The sequence below is a fragment of the Acinetobacter sp. UNC436CL71CviS28 genome (genome assembly GCF_000620525.1).
Lineage (GTDB): Bacteria > Pseudomonadota > Gammaproteobacteria > Pseudomonadales > Moraxellaceae > Acinetobacter > Acinetobacter radioresistens.
Genome location: NZ_JIBB01000024.1, coordinates 1 through 16,966, shown reverse-complemented (window position 1 = coordinate 16,966; position 16,966 = coordinate 1). Strand labels below are relative to the sequence as shown.

At 43.0% G+C, this 16,966-nt stretch carries 14 protein-coding genes and 1 pseudogene; 13 read left to right on the top strand and 2 right to left on the bottom strand.

What is annotated here, in order from left to right; translation table 11 throughout:
- Window positions 1–588: an ANTAR domain-containing response regulator gene (locus tag N518_RS0110000; RefSeq protein ID WP_005025959.1), complete on the bottom strand. Its 588-nt coding sequence runs from the start codon at window positions 586–588 to the stop codon at window positions 1–3.
- A 417-nt stretch (window positions 589–1,005) separates the two neighbouring features.
- On the opposite strand from N518_RS0110000, the gene N518_RS0109995 reads away from it, so the two are divergent.
- The 13 genes from N518_RS0109995 (at window position 1,006) to N518_RS0109935 (ending at window position 16,597) form a co-directional block, all read left to right on the top strand.
- On the top strand, window positions 1,006–2,346 hold the full coding sequence (locus N518_RS0109995; RefSeq protein ID WP_005025957.1) for an MFS transporter: 1,341 nt from the start codon (window positions 1,006–1,008) through the stop codon (window positions 2,344–2,346).
- Between the two features lie 40 nt (window positions 2,347–2,386).
- Window positions 2,387–4,933 (top strand): nitrite reductase large subunit NirB, encoded by a 2,547-nt coding sequence (gene nirB, locus N518_RS0109990; RefSeq protein ID WP_005025956.1) that lies wholly within the window; start codon window positions 2,387–2,389, stop codon window positions 4,931–4,933.
- Window positions 4,934–4,957: 24 nt separating this feature from the next.
- Window positions 4,958–6,568: a nitrite reductase small subunit NirD gene (gene nirD / locus N518_RS0109985; protein ID WP_005025954.1), complete on the top strand. Its 1,611-nt coding sequence runs from the start codon at window positions 4,958–4,960 to the stop codon at window positions 6,566–6,568.
- Window positions 6,569–6,850: 282 nt separating this feature from the next.
- On the top strand, window positions 6,851–9,631 hold the full coding sequence (locus N518_RS0109980) for a nitrate reductase (RefSeq protein WP_005025952.1): 2,781 nt from the start codon (window positions 6,851–6,853) through the stop codon (window positions 9,629–9,631).
- A complete protein-coding gene (gene mobA, locus N518_RS0109975) occupies window positions 9,628–10,266 on the top strand; it encodes a molybdenum cofactor guanylyltransferase (protein WP_005025949.1) in 639 nt (212 codons plus the stop codon). The genes N518_RS0109980 and mobA overlap by 4 nt, the downstream gene beginning before the upstream one ends.
- A gap of 132 nt (window positions 10,267–10,398) precedes the next feature.
- Window positions 10,399–11,451 (top strand): GTP 3',8-cyclase MoaA, encoded by a 1,053-nt coding sequence (moaA, locus tag N518_RS0109970; protein ID WP_005025946.1) that lies wholly within the window; start codon window positions 10,399–10,401, stop codon window positions 11,449–11,451.
- Between the two features lies 1 nt (window position 11,452).
- Complete coding sequence (locus tag N518_RS0109965; protein ID WP_005025944.1) at window positions 11,453–11,704, top strand: MoaD/ThiS family protein; 252 nt, start codon at window positions 11,453–11,455, stop codon at window positions 11,702–11,704.
- A gap of 1 nt (window position 11,705) precedes the next feature.
- On the top strand, window positions 11,706–12,161 hold the full coding sequence (locus N518_RS0109960) for a molybdenum cofactor biosynthesis protein MoaE (RefSeq protein ID WP_005025941.1): 456 nt from the start codon (window positions 11,706–11,708) through the stop codon (window positions 12,159–12,161).
- 148 nt (window positions 12,162–12,309) lie between these two features.
- Window positions 12,310–13,233, top strand: coding sequence for a bifunctional molybdenum cofactor biosynthesis protein MoaC/MoaB (gene moaCB, locus N518_RS0109955; RefSeq protein WP_005025939.1), 924 nt, complete (start codon window positions 12,310–12,312; stop codon window positions 13,231–13,233).
- On the top strand, window positions 13,230–14,471 hold the full coding sequence (locus N518_RS0109950) for a molybdopterin molybdotransferase MoeA (protein WP_005025937.1): 1,242 nt from the start codon (window positions 13,230–13,232) through the stop codon (window positions 14,469–14,471). Before moaCB ends, N518_RS0109950 begins: the two co-directional genes overlap by 4 nt.
- A gap of 14 nt (window positions 14,472–14,485) precedes the next feature.
- Window positions 14,486–15,247, top strand: coding sequence for a molybdate ABC transporter substrate-binding protein (modA, locus tag N518_RS0109945; RefSeq protein ID WP_005025935.1), 762 nt, complete (start codon window positions 14,486–14,488; stop codon window positions 15,245–15,247).
- An 8-nt stretch (window positions 15,248–15,255) separates the two neighbouring features.
- Complete coding sequence (gene modB / locus N518_RS0109940) at window positions 15,256–15,939, top strand: molybdate ABC transporter permease subunit (protein WP_005025933.1); 684 nt, start codon at window positions 15,256–15,258, stop codon at window positions 15,937–15,939.
- A 1-nt stretch (window position 15,940) separates the two neighbouring features.
- On the top strand, window positions 15,941–16,597 hold the full coding sequence (locus N518_RS0109935; protein ID WP_005025932.1) for an ATP-binding cassette domain-containing protein: 657 nt from the start codon (window positions 15,941–15,943) through the stop codon (window positions 16,595–16,597).
- A gap of 49 nt (window positions 16,598–16,646) precedes the next feature.
- Here N518_RS0109935 and N518_RS0109930 read toward each other — a convergent pair.
- Window positions 16,647–16,966, bottom strand: a pseudogene (locus tag N518_RS0109930) (IS4 family transposase); the annotation flags it as partial.

Sequence of the window (16,966 nt, the reverse complement as noted above, 5' to 3'; positions counted from 1 at the left end):
CTAATCCTTTAATCTGGTCTGTAATAATTGCTGTGCGTCAAGAAGCCTTCTGGCCATTTTACCCATGGTCATACGATGGCTCATGGCATTTTTTCTTAACAGGCGAAATGCATCTTCTTCACTGAGATGATGCATTTGCATGAGTAGCACTTTGGCTTTTTCAATATCCTTACGGTCAGCCAGTTTTCCTTCGGTTTCTTTTAAAGCATTAAGCAATTTTCGGTGTTTTTTAAACTGTTCAATCGAGATCTGCAAAATACTGTCAAGTTTGGCCGGATCAATCCCATCAACGATATAGGCGGTTACTCCAGCATCGATAGCACTTTTAATCGTATCCTTGTGGCTATTTTTGGTGAAAAGAACAGTAGGCAAATCAAAATGGCTGACACAGTTTTCAATAATATCTCGATGCGGATTTTGTATATCAAGCAGAATTACATCTGCGTGCAACTGCTGCAAATAAGACATATTAGAGTGGTCAATGACAAGACAGGCCACCACATCAAAATGATGTTCCAGCAGAGAAACTCTAATATATTCTGCTCGCTCCAGATCATCATCGATTAAAACTATTTTAAGCTTTGACATGCAACACTCGGGTTGTGTCTCTAACAATTATTAAAGATCTAAAGCAATTAGAATGCCAATCTGATATAAAAATTTAAGACACGATGATTAAAATTCAATGGAGAAATACAGAAAATGCAGAATAAGTGCTCTTTGCTTTAACCCTCTGCACCTTAATAATGCAATTCTTAGATTCGAACCAGTAAACTTATATAAAATTAAAACTATTAAAATCAGTTAATTGATAAAAATTAAATAAAATCAATAGAATATAAAATAATTTTTAAAATTGGCATATTAACTGCATATTACTGAATGGGTCAAAGAAGACTCTCAAAATTTGTAAGACGGCCAATGACGTCCGTTCTGATCGCATCTGGTGTGCAGCGATTCGCATAGCAGATAAGCCTATACGTTCAGTTCTGGAAGGAGATGGTGATGTCTTCAAATTTATATGAAAAGAAAGCAACAAAAATAAGTCTTTTGAATTTCAGCAGCGCAGCAATGAGAGCCTTCCATATGAGTTGGCTCGCATTTTTTGTCTGCTTCTTTGCCTGGTTTGCCTGTGCACCGCTAATGCCAGTTATTGCAGGAGAGTTTCATCTGACCAAAGACCAGATAGCCAATATTAATATTGCTGCAGTTGCAATCACCATTCTCGTAAGACTCATCGTTGGTCCTTTATGTGATAAATACGGCCCGCGCAAAACTTATACCGCATTACTCATTATTGGCAGTCTTCCAGTCTTTGGAGTAGCCTCTGCCAACAGTTATGAATCCTTTCTGTTCTTTCGTTTACTGATTGGCGCTATTGGTGCCAGCTTTGTAATTACTCAATATCACACCAGCATCATGTTTGCATCCAATGTAGTAGGTACTGCCAATGCTGCCACAGCTGGCTGGGGAAATGCCGGTGGTGGTGCAACTCAAGCCTTGATGCCCTTACTTCTAGCTGCGTTGGTGATGTTCGGTGTTGAACAGGCGATGGGCTGGAGAATTGCCTTAATTGTTCCAGGCCTGATGATGCTGATTGTCGGTGCCTTGTACTGGAAATTCACTCAGGACTGCCCACAAGGCAACTTTAAAGAACTGCGTGCAGCAGGAATTCAGGTTGGTAGCGAGAAAAAAGGTGGCATGGCAATTCTGATGCATGCTGCACGTAACTACCGTGTCTGGATTCTATTTGGCGCTTATGCGGCCTGTTTCGGTATCGAAATCTTCATTCATAACATCGTAGCCATGTACTACGTAGAAAACTTCAGCTTTGGTTTAAAAGAAGCAGGTATGACGGCCGGGATCTTCGGTCTGCTAGCCCTGTTTGCCCGTGCACTGGGTGGCATCGTTTCAGACAAAGTTGCCATCAAAAAAGGCCTGGACGGACGTACCAAAGTGCTGTTTGCCATGATCTTGATGGAAGGCTTATTCCTGATTTTATTCTCGCAAATGAACAGTGCCATGCTGGCCATTATCACAATGACTGTCTTTGCATTATTTACCCATATGGCATGTGGTGCAACATATGCGCTGGTGCCATTTATTGACCGTGATGCTTTAGGCGGTGTGGCCGGCATTATCGGTGCAGGCGGTAACGTGGGTGCGGTCGCAGCAGGATTCTTACTCAAAGGCATGCTGGATATTCAAACCTGTCTGATGGCACTTGGCGGCCTGGTCGTGATTGCAGCAAGTTTTGTTCTGATGATTCGCTTCTCGGTTGAGCATAAGGCCAAAGAGCAAAAGCTATATGAAGAAGCTGTTCTTGAACGAAACAACCTGGCTTAAAACACAAGATACAAGATTTAGAAAATTTAGGAGAAGGAATATGAAACTGGTAATGATTGGCCATGGCATGGTAGGACACAAATTTATTGAATCTGTGCTTGAGCATACGGGTGATGACGTTGAAATCACGATTCTGGCAGAAGAGCCGCATCTGGCGTATGACCGTGTTCACTTAACAGAATATTTTAGCGGTAAATCAGCCAAGGATTTAACCCTTTGCCGTACAGACTTCGCCGATGCTTATGGAATTGATCTACGTTTAAGCACTAAAGCCACTGCGATTGATACAATTAGTAAAACAGTGACTACCAATCATGGCGATGTGATTGCGTATGACAAACTGGTTTTAGCCACTGGCTCTTATGCTTTTGTTCCACCAATTCCGGGTAATGATCGTGAAAATTGCTTTGTTTACCGTACTATTGAAGATCTGGATGCCATTCGTGCAGCCAGCCTGAATTCAAAAACCGGTGTAGTAATTGGTGGTGGTCTGTTAGGTCTGGAAGCAGCTAAGGCACTACGTGACCTGAATCTGGAAACGCATGTGGTTGAATTTGCACCACGCCTAATGGCAGTACAGATTGATGATCTTGGCGGTAAAGTATTACGCAGCAAAATCGAAGATCTGGGCGTTAAAGTCCATACCCAAAAAGCCACCTCGTCTATTGAAGATGGTGTCAATGCCAAGCACGTGATGAAGTTTGGTGATGGTGCTGAGCTGGAAACCGACATCATTCTGTTCTCTGCAGGGATCCGTCCACGTGATGAGCTGGCACGTCAAAGCGGACTGGCAATCGGTGAGCGTGGCGGGATCATGATCAATGATTATTGCCAAACTTCCAATCCAGACATTTACGCGATTGGTGAATGTGCGCTGTGGAATAACAAGATTTTTGGTCTGGTTGCACCAGGCTATGACATGGCACGTATTGCTGCGAAACATGTACTACAAGAAGAATGTGCAGCATTTGCTGGCGCAGACATGAGCACCAAGCTGAAACTGATGGGTGTGGATGTTGCATCAGTTGGCGATGCACATGCCATGACACCAGGTTCACTGAGCTATTTCTATGCCGATGAAGCGGCACAGATCTACAAGAAAATTGTGGTTAATGCAGAAAAAACCAAACTGCTCGGTGCAGTGCTGGTCGGTTGTGCCAAAGAATATAACGACCTGCTGCAAATGATGCTAAATGGTCTGGAAATCCCGGAAAATCCGGAAAGCCTGATCATGCCGGGCTTTGATCAAGCGACTGCAAAAGCAGGCGGTAGCGGTGTAGACCTGCTCCCAGACAGCGCAACGATCTGTTCATGTAATAACGTATCTAAAGCGGATATCTGTTCAGCGATTGCCGATGGTTCAACTTCACTAGGCGCTCTGAAAAAATGCACCAAAGCAGCTACTGCATGTGGTGGTTGTGCACCTTTAGTCACTCAAGTATTGAAGTCTGAACTGCAACGCCAAGGCGTGACAGTGAATAACCATCTGTGTGAACACTTTGCTTATTCACGCCAAGAGCTGTATCACCTGGTGCGCGTCAATGAGATCAAAACTTTTGATGACCTGATCCAGCAACATGGTCATGGTCTGGGCTGTGATATCTGTAAGCCAACAGTGGCCAATATTCTTGCATCTTGCTGGAACGACTTTGTCCTGAAACCAATCCATGCCGGCCTGCAAGACAGTAACGACTACTACCTCGGTAACATTCAAAAAGATGGTACTTACTCTGTCGTTCCTCGTATGGCAGGTGGTGAAGTCACTCCAGATGGTCTGATCGTAATTGGTCAAATTGCTAAAGAATATGGTCTGTACACCAAATTGACTGGCGGCCAGCGTGTCGATATGTTTGGTGCGCAACTGCATCAATTACCAGAAATCTGGGAAAAACTGATCAATGCCGGTTTTGAATCGGGGCATGCTTACGGTAAATCGCTGCGTACCGTGAAATCTTGTGTGGGTAGCACCTGGTGCCGCTATGGTGTGGATGATTCTGTGGGCTTGGCGATCTATCTGGAAAACCGCTACAAGGGCTTACGTTCTCCGCATAAACTGAAAATGGCGGTATCTGGCTGTACCCGTGAATGTGCCGAAGCACAAAGCAAAGACGTGGGTGTGATTGCCACTGAAAAAGGATGGAACCTGTATGTTTGCGGTAACGGCGGTATGAAACCGCGTCATGCTGAACTACTAGCATCAGATCTGGATACACAAACTTTAGTTCGCTATATCGACCGTTTCTTCATGTTCTATATCCAGACGGCTGATCGTCTGCAACGTACTTCAGTATGGCGCGACAATCTCGAAGGTGGCCTGGATTATCTGAAAGATGTCGTTGTGAATGACTCACTGGGTCTGGCAACAGAACTCGAGCGTCGTATGGAGCATGTGGTGGGCACTTATCAGGATGAATGGCGTACTGCAGTTGAAGATCCAGAAGTCCGTAAACGTTTCAAAACCTTTATTAATGCCAAGGCTGAACAGCAAAACGACTCACATATCCAGTTTACAGAAGTTCGTGGCCAGATTCGTCCAAAAACAAAAGCTGAACGTGATGCAAACCGTATTGCAGTAGTGGAAGCCTGATTCAAATAACAAAGGAGCAAGAAGATGACTATTTTTAAAGACATGAATGAACTAAATTGGGTAGAAGTGTGTGCACTGGACGACATCACCCCAAATACTGGTGTAGCAGCATTAGTAGAAGATCAATCAATTGCGATCTTCCGTGTAGGATCAGAAAAACGAGTATATGCGCTGAGTAACCAGGACCCATTTAGTAAGGCTTTTGTGATGTCACGCGGCATCATTGGTGATTTACAAGGTGAGCGCGTCGTCGCTTCACCCATTTATAAGCAGCATTTCAGCCTGGCGACGGGCCGCTGTCTGGAAGATAAAGACCAGAAGCTCCTGGTATTTCCAAGCAAAATTGAAAATGGCAAGATATCCATTAGCCCTGTGCCACAAAAAACCTATATTACCAATAACGGTGTTTCACCTGAAAAAATGAAGCTGGTACTGGTCGGTAACGGTCTGGCGGGCATGCGTTGTCTGGAAGACGTGCTGGATATGGCGCCAGACCGTTATGAAGTTACCGTGATTGGCGAAGAACCGTGGGGCAACTACAACCGTATTATGCTATCACCTGTACTTTCGGGTGAGAAAACCATTGATGACATCATGCTGCATCCGCATGCCTGGTATGCCGACAAAGGTATTCGCCTGATTGCCGGTGATCCGGCAGTCCGCATTGACCGTCCGCGTAAGCATGTGTATACCGAAAAAGGTGAAGTAATCAGTTATGACCGCCTGATTCTTGCCACCGGTTCTAAACCATTCGTTCCACCAATTCCAGGTAGTGATTTAAAAGGCGTACTCAGTTTCCGTAATATTTATGACGTCAACCAGATGCTGGCCTATTGCAAGACTAAAAAAAATGCGGTAGTCATCGGCGGTGGTTTGCTGGGTCTAGAAGCGGCGTATGGCCTGAAACAGCAAGGCATGAATGTCACAGTATTGCATCTGATGGATCGCATCATGGACTGTCAGTTAGATATCAAAGCCAGCCAGATGCTAAAAACAGCAATTGAGCAGAAGGGCATTAAAGTCCTAACTGAAGCCAATACTGAATGTCTGATCGGTGAAGATGGTCATGTCACTCAGGTAAAACTCAAAGATGGTACTGTGCTGGATGTTGATCTGGTGGTATTCGCTGTGGGGATTCGTCCCAACATAAGCTTGGCGCAAAGTGCAGGTCTGCGGTGCAACCGCGGTGTATTGGTGAATGACACCATGCAGACTTTTGATCCGAGTATTTATGCTGTAGGTGAATGTATCGAGCACCGTGGTCAAACCTTTGGCCTGGTTGAACCCCTATGGGGCCAGGCATTCATTTGTGCATCGCATCTGGCCGGGCATGGCATCCTGATTTTCAAAGCGCCAACAGTTCCAACTCAACTTAAAGTCAGTGGTTGTGATGTGTTCTCGGCAGGTGACTTTGAACCGAAAGAAGATTTTGAAGATATCGTGCTCAATGACGAAAAACGTCAGATCTACAAGCGCATTATTATTCAAAAGGATAAAGTGATTGGTGCAGTGTTGTTTGGCGACACTGAAGACGGCGCATGGTATGCGGAACTAATTGCAGATCAAACCCCAATTACAAATATTCGCAACAAGCTGCTTTTTGGTCGGGATTTTGCATTAAAGAAAGCAGGTTGAAAAATCAATTTGTCATGGAAAAAAACAGGATATGCAGAAACGTTATCCGCAACTGTTTAAGCCAAGACAACATAAGAAAATGAATGTTCCTGCAAGTTTTTTGATAAATAATGAATTAAGACGAGTTTTACGGATGACAATAGTTTTGCCTACTTTTCCCGAAAGAAAAATAGGTCGAACCGAATGTTCATTCAGAAAAATGAGTCGAATTGAAAAGACACCGTTGTAATGAACCCCTTTTAAAAGAATTAAATGGCCCGTTACAAAACTTAAGGAGCATCCATGAACAGTATTCCCATTGTGGAACTTGAAAGCTCTACAGACTTAAAAACAATAATTACGCAAACGACCTGTCCATACTGCGGCGTGGGCTGTGGAGTAACGGCACATGTGACGCCAACACCATCAGGACTGAAAGTAGCGATAGAAGGCGATGTCAATCATCCTACTAATTATGGCAAGCTCTGCATTAAAGGCAGTAATCTGGCAGATACTTTGGGACTGGAAACCCGTGTCCTAGAACCGATAATCGGGCGTAAAGATCAGCAAGAAATCACTAGCTGGGATACTGCGACTTCTATTATTGCCAAAAAATTCCAGCAATGTATCGATCAGTATGGACGCGACAGTATTGCCTTCTATGTATCGGGCCAATTACTAACTGAAGACTATTATGTCGTCAACAAATTTGTTAAAGGCTACTTTGGTACAGCTAATATCGATACCAACTCACGACTTTGCATGTCATCGGCAGTTGCCGCGCATAAGCGCGTCTTTGGTGAGGATATTGTCCCTGCAAGTTATGAGGATTTTGAACATACCGATATGGTAGTACTAGTGGGTTCCAATACTGCATGGTGCCATCCGGTGCTGTACCAGCGCATTATGAAAGCCAAAGAACAGCGTAACCTGTTTGTAGTCGTAGTTGATCCCCGCTTTACCAGCACCTGTGAAGCTGCGGACTTGCATTTGCCGATTTTACCCGGACAAGATGTGGCACTGTTTAATGGTTTATTGCAGTATCTCTGGAAAAATGGTCACACAGACCAGAAATTTATTGCTCAATATACACAAGGCCTAGAACAGACTTTAGTACAGAGTGAAACTGAATCTTCCATTGAAGCAGTGGCTCAGCGTACTGGCATTACTGCTGATAAACTGCGAAACTTTTATGAGAAATTTGCCCAAACTGAAAAAGTTATGACCTTATTTTCAATGGGAGTTAATCAGTCTTCTCAAGGAGTAAACAAGGCTAATAGTATTAGCAACTGCCATTTATTGACGGGGAAAATTGGCAAACTGGGTGCCGCACCATTTTCTATGACCGGACAGCCGAATGCGATGGGCGGGCGTGAAGTGGGTGGACTGGCCAACATGCTGGCAGCCCATCTGGAGCTGGAAAATGAAAGCCATCAGCAACTGGTGCAAAATTTCTGGCAAAGCCCCTATATTGCCAAGCAGGCAGGGCTAAAAGCCGTTGATTTATTTCAGGCAGTTGAAAGCGGCAAGATTAAAGCAATCTGGATCATGGCGACCAATCCAGTTGTGAGCATGCCGGATGCCGATCAGGTCAAACGAGCTCTGGAAAAATGTGACTTTGTGGTGGTGTCGGATATTTGCCAAAATACGGATACCAGTCAATATGCCGATGTCTTGTTACCTGCACTTGGTTGGGGAGAAAAAGATGGCACCGTAACCAATTCGGAACGTCGTATTTCCAGACAGCGTGCTTTTTTAGATATACCAGGACAAGCCAAAGCTGACTGGTGGGCCATCAGTCAGGTGGCTCAAAAAATGGGATTTAGTGGTTTTGATTTTAATAATAGCCATGACATTTTTCTGGAACATGCCCGATTATCTGCCGAACAAAATTCTCATTTAAGTCAGCGATCTGAAACACCATATTTCCGTTATTTCAATTTAAAGGGTTTAACCGATTTAAGCTTGGCTGAGTACAATGAGCTAAAACCAGTGCAGTGGCCAGTGTGGAGCAAAGATCAGGCGGATCATCTAGTCACTCGACTATATAGCCAAGGTCAGTTTAGCCATGCCGATGGCAAAGCTAAATTTATTGCGGTCTCTGCAGTAGATCCATTTTATCCAATCTGTAGTGAATTTCCTTTAATTTTAAATACTGGCCGGATCCGAGATCAATGGCATACCATGAGCCGTACCGGACTCTCTGCCAATTTAAGTACACACCGTGCTGAACCGTATTGTGAAATCCATCCGCATGATGCCTTGAAATACGGGATTAAAGATGACGAGCTGGTAGAAGTTAAATCCAGATGGGGAAATTGTGTTTTACGTGCAATGGTCAGTGACAATATTCGCCGTGGACAGGTCTTTGCACCGATTCACTGGAATGACCAGGTGGCCTCTGACGCCAGGATCGGCAAGATCGTGAATCCGGTAGTCGATGCTATTTCCGGTGAGCCAGAATTTAAACACACACCAGTGCTCATACAACCCTTTCATATTCAGTGGCAAGGCGTATTTTATGTACGTCAGGGTTTTGAAAAAACCGTGCAATCGTCTATTGAAAATATGGTTTGGTGGGTAAAGATCACCACCACCAAAGCTCTCCGTTATGAACTGGCAGATCGTCAAAAATTCGCTCATACTACTGAGCATTTAAAAGAATTATTCCCATTTCAGGATGAAAGTTTTGAATGGCTAAATCTTGAAGATCAAACTGCTCACATCAGCCATACTGTAGTACTGAAAGAAGGTCACTTAATTGCCAGCCTGTATATTGCACCGAAGGCTTTATTACCAGACCGGGACTGGATAGCCAACCTGTTTAAACGTGAACGTTTAAGTGCCATGCATCGTAAAGCCTTACTCGCCGGGCAGCCAATGTCCATGGTGAATAATGAAGGTCCCTTGGTGTGTAGCTGTTTTAAAGTCGGTAAAAACCGCATTATTGAAACCATTAAAACTAAAAATATTACAGATGAGAAACAGATAACTGCATGTTTAAAAGCTGGAGGAAATTGCGGTTCATGTCTGCCTGAAATCCGTGGTCTGATTAAAGCATGCCAAATGGAGGCGGTAGAATGAAAAAAGGGAGCAAGAGAGAAAATAATAAAACAGTTTATCCGCGTACTGATCTGGTGATACTAGCCGGTGGACAGGCCAGACGGATGAATGGCATCAACAAACTGTTGCAGAAATTTGATGAACAGATTCAGCTGATTAAAATTTATCAACAACTGAAACCAAATATTGCACAGGTCTGGATCAATAGTCATCGTGACTATTCTATTTATCAAAAAATTATTCCAAATATTTATTATTATCAGGATGATGAGACCGGTTTTCAGGGGCCATTAATGGGCATGAAAAGTGCTTGGTCGCATGTGCAATCAGACTATGTGCTATTTGTACCCTGCGATGTAACCTATATCCCATCCAAAGTACTGCTCAAGCTACATGTGGCTCTAGCTAAAAATAATCTGGCAGAAGTCGCTTATGTCGAAATCAATGGTAAGCCACTTTATCCATTTTGTCTGGTCAAGCGCAGCAGCTTGGTAACCCTGAATTTACATATTGAACAAGAACAGCGCAGTCTTAAACACTGTTTTAGTAATTTGCACGCTCAAGTCGCATGTTTTAAAAACCCTGCCCTATTTTTTCACAGTATTAATTCGCTGGATGAGCTGCAACAGTATCAGCAGCTCAAATTTCTGCACTGAAACTGAATATTTTTCTTTTAGCGTAAAGTTGGAACACTTATTGCAAACCTGATTATTACAAGATTGAGCAATGCAGGTATCAAGCATGCAGATGCGCATAACCAGCCCGCAGTCTGAAGATGGATATTCAACATGAAGACGATGACACAGCTTGAAAACGTTGCATTATTTGTCGACCAGTTTGGCCGCAGCAAGCGCAAGCTACGTATTTCAGTGACTGATCGCTGCAATTTTAAGTGTGTCTACTGTATGCCAGAACATCCTGAATGGATGAAAAAACACGACCTGCTCAGTTTTGAAGAGTTATATCAATTCTGTGATTTTATGGTTCGTCATGGTATAGAGGCTATCCGCATTACTGGTGGTGAACCCTTAATGCAGCAGGGAGTAGTGCATTTCGTTGAACAGCTTCAAGCTCTGAGAAAGTTTGGACTAAAGCGTATTTCGATGACCACTAATGGACACTACCTCAAGCAATATGCAGATAGTTTAAAACAGGCCGGGCTGGATGATTTGAATATCAGTCTGGATAGCTTAAATAATGAGCAGTTCAAGCAGCTGACCCAAAAAGATTTGGCACCCGTTTTGGAAGGGTTTCATGCAGCCAAAGCTGCTGGTTTACCAATCAGGATCAATTGTGTATTGATGAACGGAATCAATGACAATCAAATTCTGCCTTTGGCACGCTGGTCGGTTCAGCAAAAAATTATGCTGCGTTTTATTGAGTTTATGCCCCTGGATGGGGATAGAAAATGGTCTACGGAACATGTGGTCAGTGAAAAATACATTTTAGAAACCTTGGCGACTGAATTTACTCTCACTGAAAAAAACAATGACTCTGCACAGTCAGGTTCGGAACCTGCAAGACAGTATTTAATTGATGGCCATCCGATTGGAATTATCTCGACCATTACCAATTCATTTTGTGGCAGCTGTGACCGGTTACGGTTGACAGCACAAGGTGAATTTTATAACTGCCTGTTTGCACCACAAGGTTTGAATATTAAAAATGAAATCCGCTCTCTGGGCTCTTCTTTACCTTTGGGTGAAGTGAATTTATACAGCATTTTATCTCCATACATCTGGAACAAAGAACAAGGCTTTTACGCTATAGCACAGCGTTTAAAAAGTCAGAATATGAACCAAAACAGCCGCAAGATTAGCATGCATATGATAGGAGGCTAAGATGTCACAGATCAAAATCAGGATTGAAGCCTTTGGTGCGGTAGAACGGCAGTTACCGCAAAATTTCGAAATTATCTGTAAATCTCAAAGTACAGTTTCTCAGGTCTTGGATCAGGTGGGACTTAACCATCCTGAAGCCCTTGCCATAATGGAACGCTGTGCCTGTGCAATTGGTGAAGATATTATTTCACGTCAGACTTCACTCATTACTGACAGCACGCTAGTACTACTTTCACCTGTAGCAGGAGGTTGAAATGGGCGAATACAAACAGTTTCTCCGGATTCAGGAGGCTGCTTTAAAGCTGGAATTTTTTGATCTGATTCAGTCTTTTCCTGAATGTGGTGGGATTGGAGTATTTATCGGTACGGTTCGGAATCACCATGAAGGCAAAGCAGTAAAAGCACTAAAATATACTGCCTATACACCCGTTGCAGAAAAAATGATTCGTCAGATTGAACAGGAAATTCAGCTTAAATACGGCGTATCTTATGTACGTGTAATACACCGGATTGGGACACTGGAGATTGGTGAAAAAGCCATTATTGCCATTGCTTATGCAGCACATCGCCGGGAAGCCTTCGCAGCCTGTGAAGAAGCTGTAGAACGGGTCAAACATGAGGTACCTGTCTGGAAAGAAGAGTTCTATATAGATGGCAGTAGTCAATATGTTGAGGGTTGCTGTATCCGTAAAGATGAAAACAGACCTTAGCCATGCACATCATCCAGAATATTCAGCCGAAAAGCATCAGCATTGCCGTCACACCAAAGAGAACACTCCATTGATTTATCAATGGCCGCTATAAGCTACAACTGAAAATACGCTCGTTTAAAGAAAGAATGAACCACAGGAATAGGCAATGAAAAATGTCGGGATGAAGCCAGAAAGTTACCGTACTGCAGTGGCCACAGGAATTCTGCGTGCTCCGCCACATTGCATTGAATTATTACGCAATGGTAATACTGAAAAAGGTGATGCTCTCAAGACGGCTCGCATTGCGGGAATTCTGGCAGCTAAACGTACCGATGAGCTCATTCCACTATGTCATCCATTACCCATTTACCGGGCTGACGTAGAATATAAACTGTTTGATACGCATGTTGAAATTATTGCGATAGTTGAAACCATAGGCCCAACGGGTGTGGAAATGGAAGCTTTAACGGCAGTTAGTCTGACCGGTTTAACACTGTATGATATGTTGAAGCCTCATTGTGAACCAGAAGATTTATCACTGGATCAATGCAAGTTACAAAAGAAAAAAGGGGGGAAATCACATTTTACCCGCGTTTTAAAAAACAGCTTGCCTGCTTCTATCATTGTATTGTCAGACACGGTTGCTGCCGGTAAAAAGCCGGATACAGCAGGGCAAAATGTCCTGGAAATATTACAAGAAGCTAATTTCGCAAATATTGCCTATCAGATCATTCCGGACAATCCTGAACAGTTACTAGCACTAGTTGAACAACAGAAAAATGATTATCCACTCATTTTAGCGGTAGGCGGGACAGGACTTGGCCCTAAAGATTTAACTGTTGAAACCATACAGCCTTTGTTAAGGCGGGAAATACCCGGCTTGATGGAAGCTTCACGCAATTTTGGTCAGAAACGTACGCCCTATGCTGCTTTAAGTCGTGGTGTCGCTGGTTATATCGAGAATAGTCTGGTCATGACTTTGCCAGGCAGCCGTCAAGGTGCCAAAGAATCTTTGATTGCGGTTTTACCCGCTTTGATCCATCTGTTTGATGTGCAAAAAAATATTCCACATCAGGAAGGATATCAATGAATACTATCAGCTCAAGGTGTGGTGCTGAATATGGCCTGATCAGTGTAGATCAGGCATTGGATCGCATTTTGCAACATGTGCAGCCCTTAGATACTGAGAAACTTGAATTACAGAACGCCTTAAATCGCTATCTGGCTGAAAATATCTATTCTTCAATCAATTTACCCTTATTTTCACAAAGTGCAGTCGATGGATATGCCATCTGTGCCAAAAAAGCGATTGAACCGGAAAGTGAATTCCAGCTCATCGGTGAAATTCGGGCCGGTCAGCAGGTCGAAGTACAACTCCAGGCAGGGCAGGCAGTCCGAATTTTTACTGGGGCCAAAATTCCATCTGGAACTACTACAGTGGCGCGTCAGGAAATAGTTGAGCTAATCAATTCATCCAGAATTAAAATCATCGAAAACCTAAAAGCTAATATTGATATCCGGGATGTAGGCGAAGAAATTGTAGCAGGGCAATTATTGGCAAATGAAGGTCAGCAATTGTCTGTCGGAGTAATTGCTTCCTTAAGCATGGCAGGGATCAATACCGTTGAAGTCTTGCAATATCCTAAAGTTGCCATAGTTATTTCAGGAGATGAAGTTGCTGAAAGTGTAGAGGACTTTGCAGCAGGAAAAATTTTTGATGCCAATGGACCCTTGATTAAAGCATGGTTTCAGCAGGCAGGGCAGCAAGTAGAAATCTTTCATATTACCGATACCAAAGAGGCTGTACAGGCACTCATCCAGCAATTATCGTCAAGTTATGACCTGATTTTAACCACTGGGGGCGTATCGGTGGGAGATTATGATTTTATTCGTCCCGTTGCTTTAGAGTCAGGTTTTGAACAGATTTTCTGGAAAGTAAAACAGAAGCCGGGTAAACCCATATTCTTTGCGTACTTACAGCGTAATGACAAGTCCGATTGTTATCTGCTAGGGCTACCGGGCAATCCTGCAGCGGTTTATGTAGGTATGCAAGTCTATACTTCCACCTTATTAAACGTTTTACAAGGTCAAAAAAATCAGCCGAGCTGGTTTAATGCGGTACTGAGCCATGATCTAAAAATGGATGCCAGAGAACGTTTTTTAAGAATGTACGCAAGCTTTGATGATTCGGTTTTAACAGTTAAGAGTTTGTCCAGGCAGCAATCACATATGTTGAGTAATTTAATGCAGGCTAATTGTCTGGTACGGGTTCCGGCAGAACGAAGCCTGAGTCAAGGTGATATGGTTCAGGGCTTATTTATTCAGTAATAAGGAAAATGCACATGAAAAAAATCCTGTTTTCTTATATGTGCCTGACACTGACATTTTCCTCTACACAGGCCGGTACGGTTAAGATCTATGCAGCGGCCAGCCTGAACAATGCCATGACTGAAATCGCTAAAATTTATCAGGCTCAATATCCACAAACTAAAATTGTCACAGTATTTGGTGGCTCTTCAACTTTGGCTAAACAGATTGAAGCCGGAGCCAGTAGTGATCTATTTTTTTCAGCAGATCAGGAGTGGATGGCTTATCTGGTCAGAAAAAATAAAATTCATGCGGATCAAGTGAGGCCTTTATTGGGTAATCAGCTAGTTATGATTAGCCCCAAATACCTACATATTCCATTCAAGCCGCAGCCGGACTTTAAAATAGCTAAAGTTTTTAATGGATATTTGTGTACAGCACAGATGGAGACTGTTCCCGCAGGCAAATACGCTAAACAGGCCTTGACCAGATTACGCTGGCTGAATGATTTGAAAGGACGCATTGTAGGTACAGATGATGTACGTTCTACGCTGACCTTTGTAGAACGGGGAGAATGTAAACTGGGAATCGTGTACAAGACAGATGCTTTGATCAGTCAAAAGGTAAAAATTCTGGGAGTCTTTCCTGAGCATTTGCATAATCCTGTTATTTATCCGCTTGCCTTGACCAAGGCAGGAAGTAACAGCCCTGAAGCGGTACGATTCCAAAAGTTTATTGTAGAGTCAATACAGTCAAAAACTATATTTCATCACTACGGCTTTTCGCTTAAACCTTAAGGATAATCATGTTCGGACCAGAAGAGCTGAGTGCACTTTATTTATCAGCCAAAGTTGGCCTGTTTGCAACGCTGGTCTGTTTACCGTTTGCTATTGCATTGGCCTGGTACTTGGCTCGTTATGAATTTCGTCTAAAATTTATGGTTGAGGCCTTATTACAGCTTCCAATGGTCTTGCCGCCTGTCGTATTAGGTTATCTGTTACTTATACTATTTGGTCAGCAAGGGCTAATCGGTCAGTACTTGCATATTCTTGGACTGGAACTGGCCTTTAACTGGAAAGGTGCTGTGCTGGCTTCAATGGTAGTGGCATTTCCATTAATGGTACAGCCAATCCGCCTGTCTTTTCAGTTAATGAACCGGCAGTTAGAACATGTAGCAGGTACACTTGGTGCTACACCTGTTCAGGTCTTTTACAGTATTAGTCTACCTTTGGCCTTACCCGGCATGATCATTGGCAGTATTTTATGTTTTAGCCGGAGTCTCGGAGAGTTTGGCGCGACAATTACTTTTGTAGGCAATATTCCTGGTGAGACCCGTACTATGCCTATTGCTATATATTCTTTTTTACAGCAGCCCAATGGTGAAGAAATGGCTTTACGGCTAGTGATGTTATCTCTGGTACTGGCTTTTTCAGCCCTCATCGCCAATTACTTCATTTTACAGAAATATCAGAAAAAACTGGAGGGGTGATATGCTCAAATGCAAATTTCACTATCAACAGTCAGGGTTCAGATTAGATGTAAACCTGACCATGCAACAGCAGGTATTGGGGATTGTGGGAGCATCAGGAAGCGGGAAAACAACATTCTTAAAAAACATTATAGGTTTATTATCTCCGGTAGAAGGCCAGATTGTCTTTAAAGAAACTACTTTGCTCGATACAGTAGAGAATGTGAACCTTCCTACTCATCAGAGACATATTGCTCTGATATTTCAACATGCCTTATTATTTCCCCATATGAATGTATTACAAAATCTGCATTACGCGAAAAAATTCTCAAAAACAGTCCATCAAAAAATTAGCCTTGAACATATAGTTGACTTACTTGAATTAAAAAAATTACTCCAGCGTAAATCTCACCAACTTTCGGGCGGTGAAGCACAGCGGGTATCAATAGGTCGGGCTCTGCTTTCATCTCCAGACTTGCTGCTTCTTGATGAACCTCTAAGCGGCTTAGATCAGCAATTAAAACAGCAGGTTTTACCCTTTCTTAAACAATTGCAAAGCCATATTGAACTCCCAATGATCTATGTTACTCATCATCCGGCAGAACTGGATTTTTTAGAGGCAGATACCATAATGCTACAGCAGTACAAACCGAACTGTTCCATGTTAACCGGCCCATAAGCAGATATTTTTTCAGGTATTTAAAATTATTCTCTGTACACGACAAATTTCACAGAACCCTTATCCTATCAGGGTTCTGCCTTCTTAAAATTGCCAAAATTTCCTTAAACTCTTCTTTTTTCCCAAAACCAATTAAACGCTGAATCGCCATTTGAACATAGTCTAAACCATAGCGAAATAAACTCATTGAGAGTCGTCCATGCTTCTTTATTTTTATCGCTTTTTTTTGATCATGTTGCCATTCACCCGTTAAGTAACACCAACAGAAGCTTATAGCTAACACCGCAATCAATTTTTTCACTCGTCTAGGGTCTGTCAAGCGCGTATTTTCAAGATTAAACCCGCGTCCTTTGAGACAACTGAATAAGG

Bases quoted from the DNA above. Each gene is read 5' to 3' on its own strand.
- N518_RS0110000 (WP_005025959.1), bottom strand. From the start codon at position 588: ATGTCAAAGCTTAAAATAGTTTTAATCGATGATGATCTGGAGCGAGCA.
- N518_RS0109995 (WP_005025957.1), top strand. From the start codon at position 1,006: ATGTCTTCAAATTTATATGAAAAGAAAGCAACAAAAATAAGTCTTTTG.
- nirB (WP_005025956.1), top strand. From the start codon at position 2,387: ATGAAACTGGTAATGATTGGCCATGGCATGGTAGGACACAAATTTATT.
- nirD (WP_005025954.1), top strand. From the start codon at position 4,958: ATGACTATTTTTAAAGACATGAATGAACTAAATTGGGTAGAAGTGTGT.
- N518_RS0109980 (WP_005025952.1), top strand. From the start codon at position 6,851: ATGAACAGTATTCCCATTGTGGAACTTGAAAGCTCTACAGACTTAAAA.
- mobA (WP_005025949.1), top strand. From the start codon at position 9,628: ATGAAAAAAGGGAGCAAGAGAGAAAATAATAAAACAGTTTATCCGCGT.
- moaA (WP_005025946.1), top strand. From the start codon at position 10,399: ATGAAGACGATGACACAGCTTGAAAACGTTGCATTATTTGTCGACCAG.
- N518_RS0109965 (WP_005025944.1), top strand. From the start codon at position 11,453: ATGTCACAGATCAAAATCAGGATTGAAGCCTTTGGTGCGGTAGAACGG.
- N518_RS0109960 (WP_005025941.1), top strand. From the start codon at position 11,706: ATGGGCGAATACAAACAGTTTCTCCGGATTCAGGAGGCTGCTTTAAAG.
- moaCB (WP_005025939.1), top strand. From the start codon at position 12,310: ATGAAAAATGTCGGGATGAAGCCAGAAAGTTACCGTACTGCAGTGGCC.
- N518_RS0109950 (WP_005025937.1), top strand. From the start codon at position 13,230: ATGAATACTATCAGCTCAAGGTGTGGTGCTGAATATGGCCTGATCAGT.
- modA (WP_005025935.1), top strand. From the start codon at position 14,486: ATGAAAAAAATCCTGTTTTCTTATATGTGCCTGACACTGACATTTTCC.
- modB (WP_005025933.1), top strand. From the start codon at position 15,256: ATGTTCGGACCAGAAGAGCTGAGTGCACTTTATTTATCAGCCAAAGTT.
- N518_RS0109935 (WP_005025932.1), top strand. From the start codon at position 15,941: ATGCTCAAATGCAAATTTCACTATCAACAGTCAGGGTTCAGATTAGAT.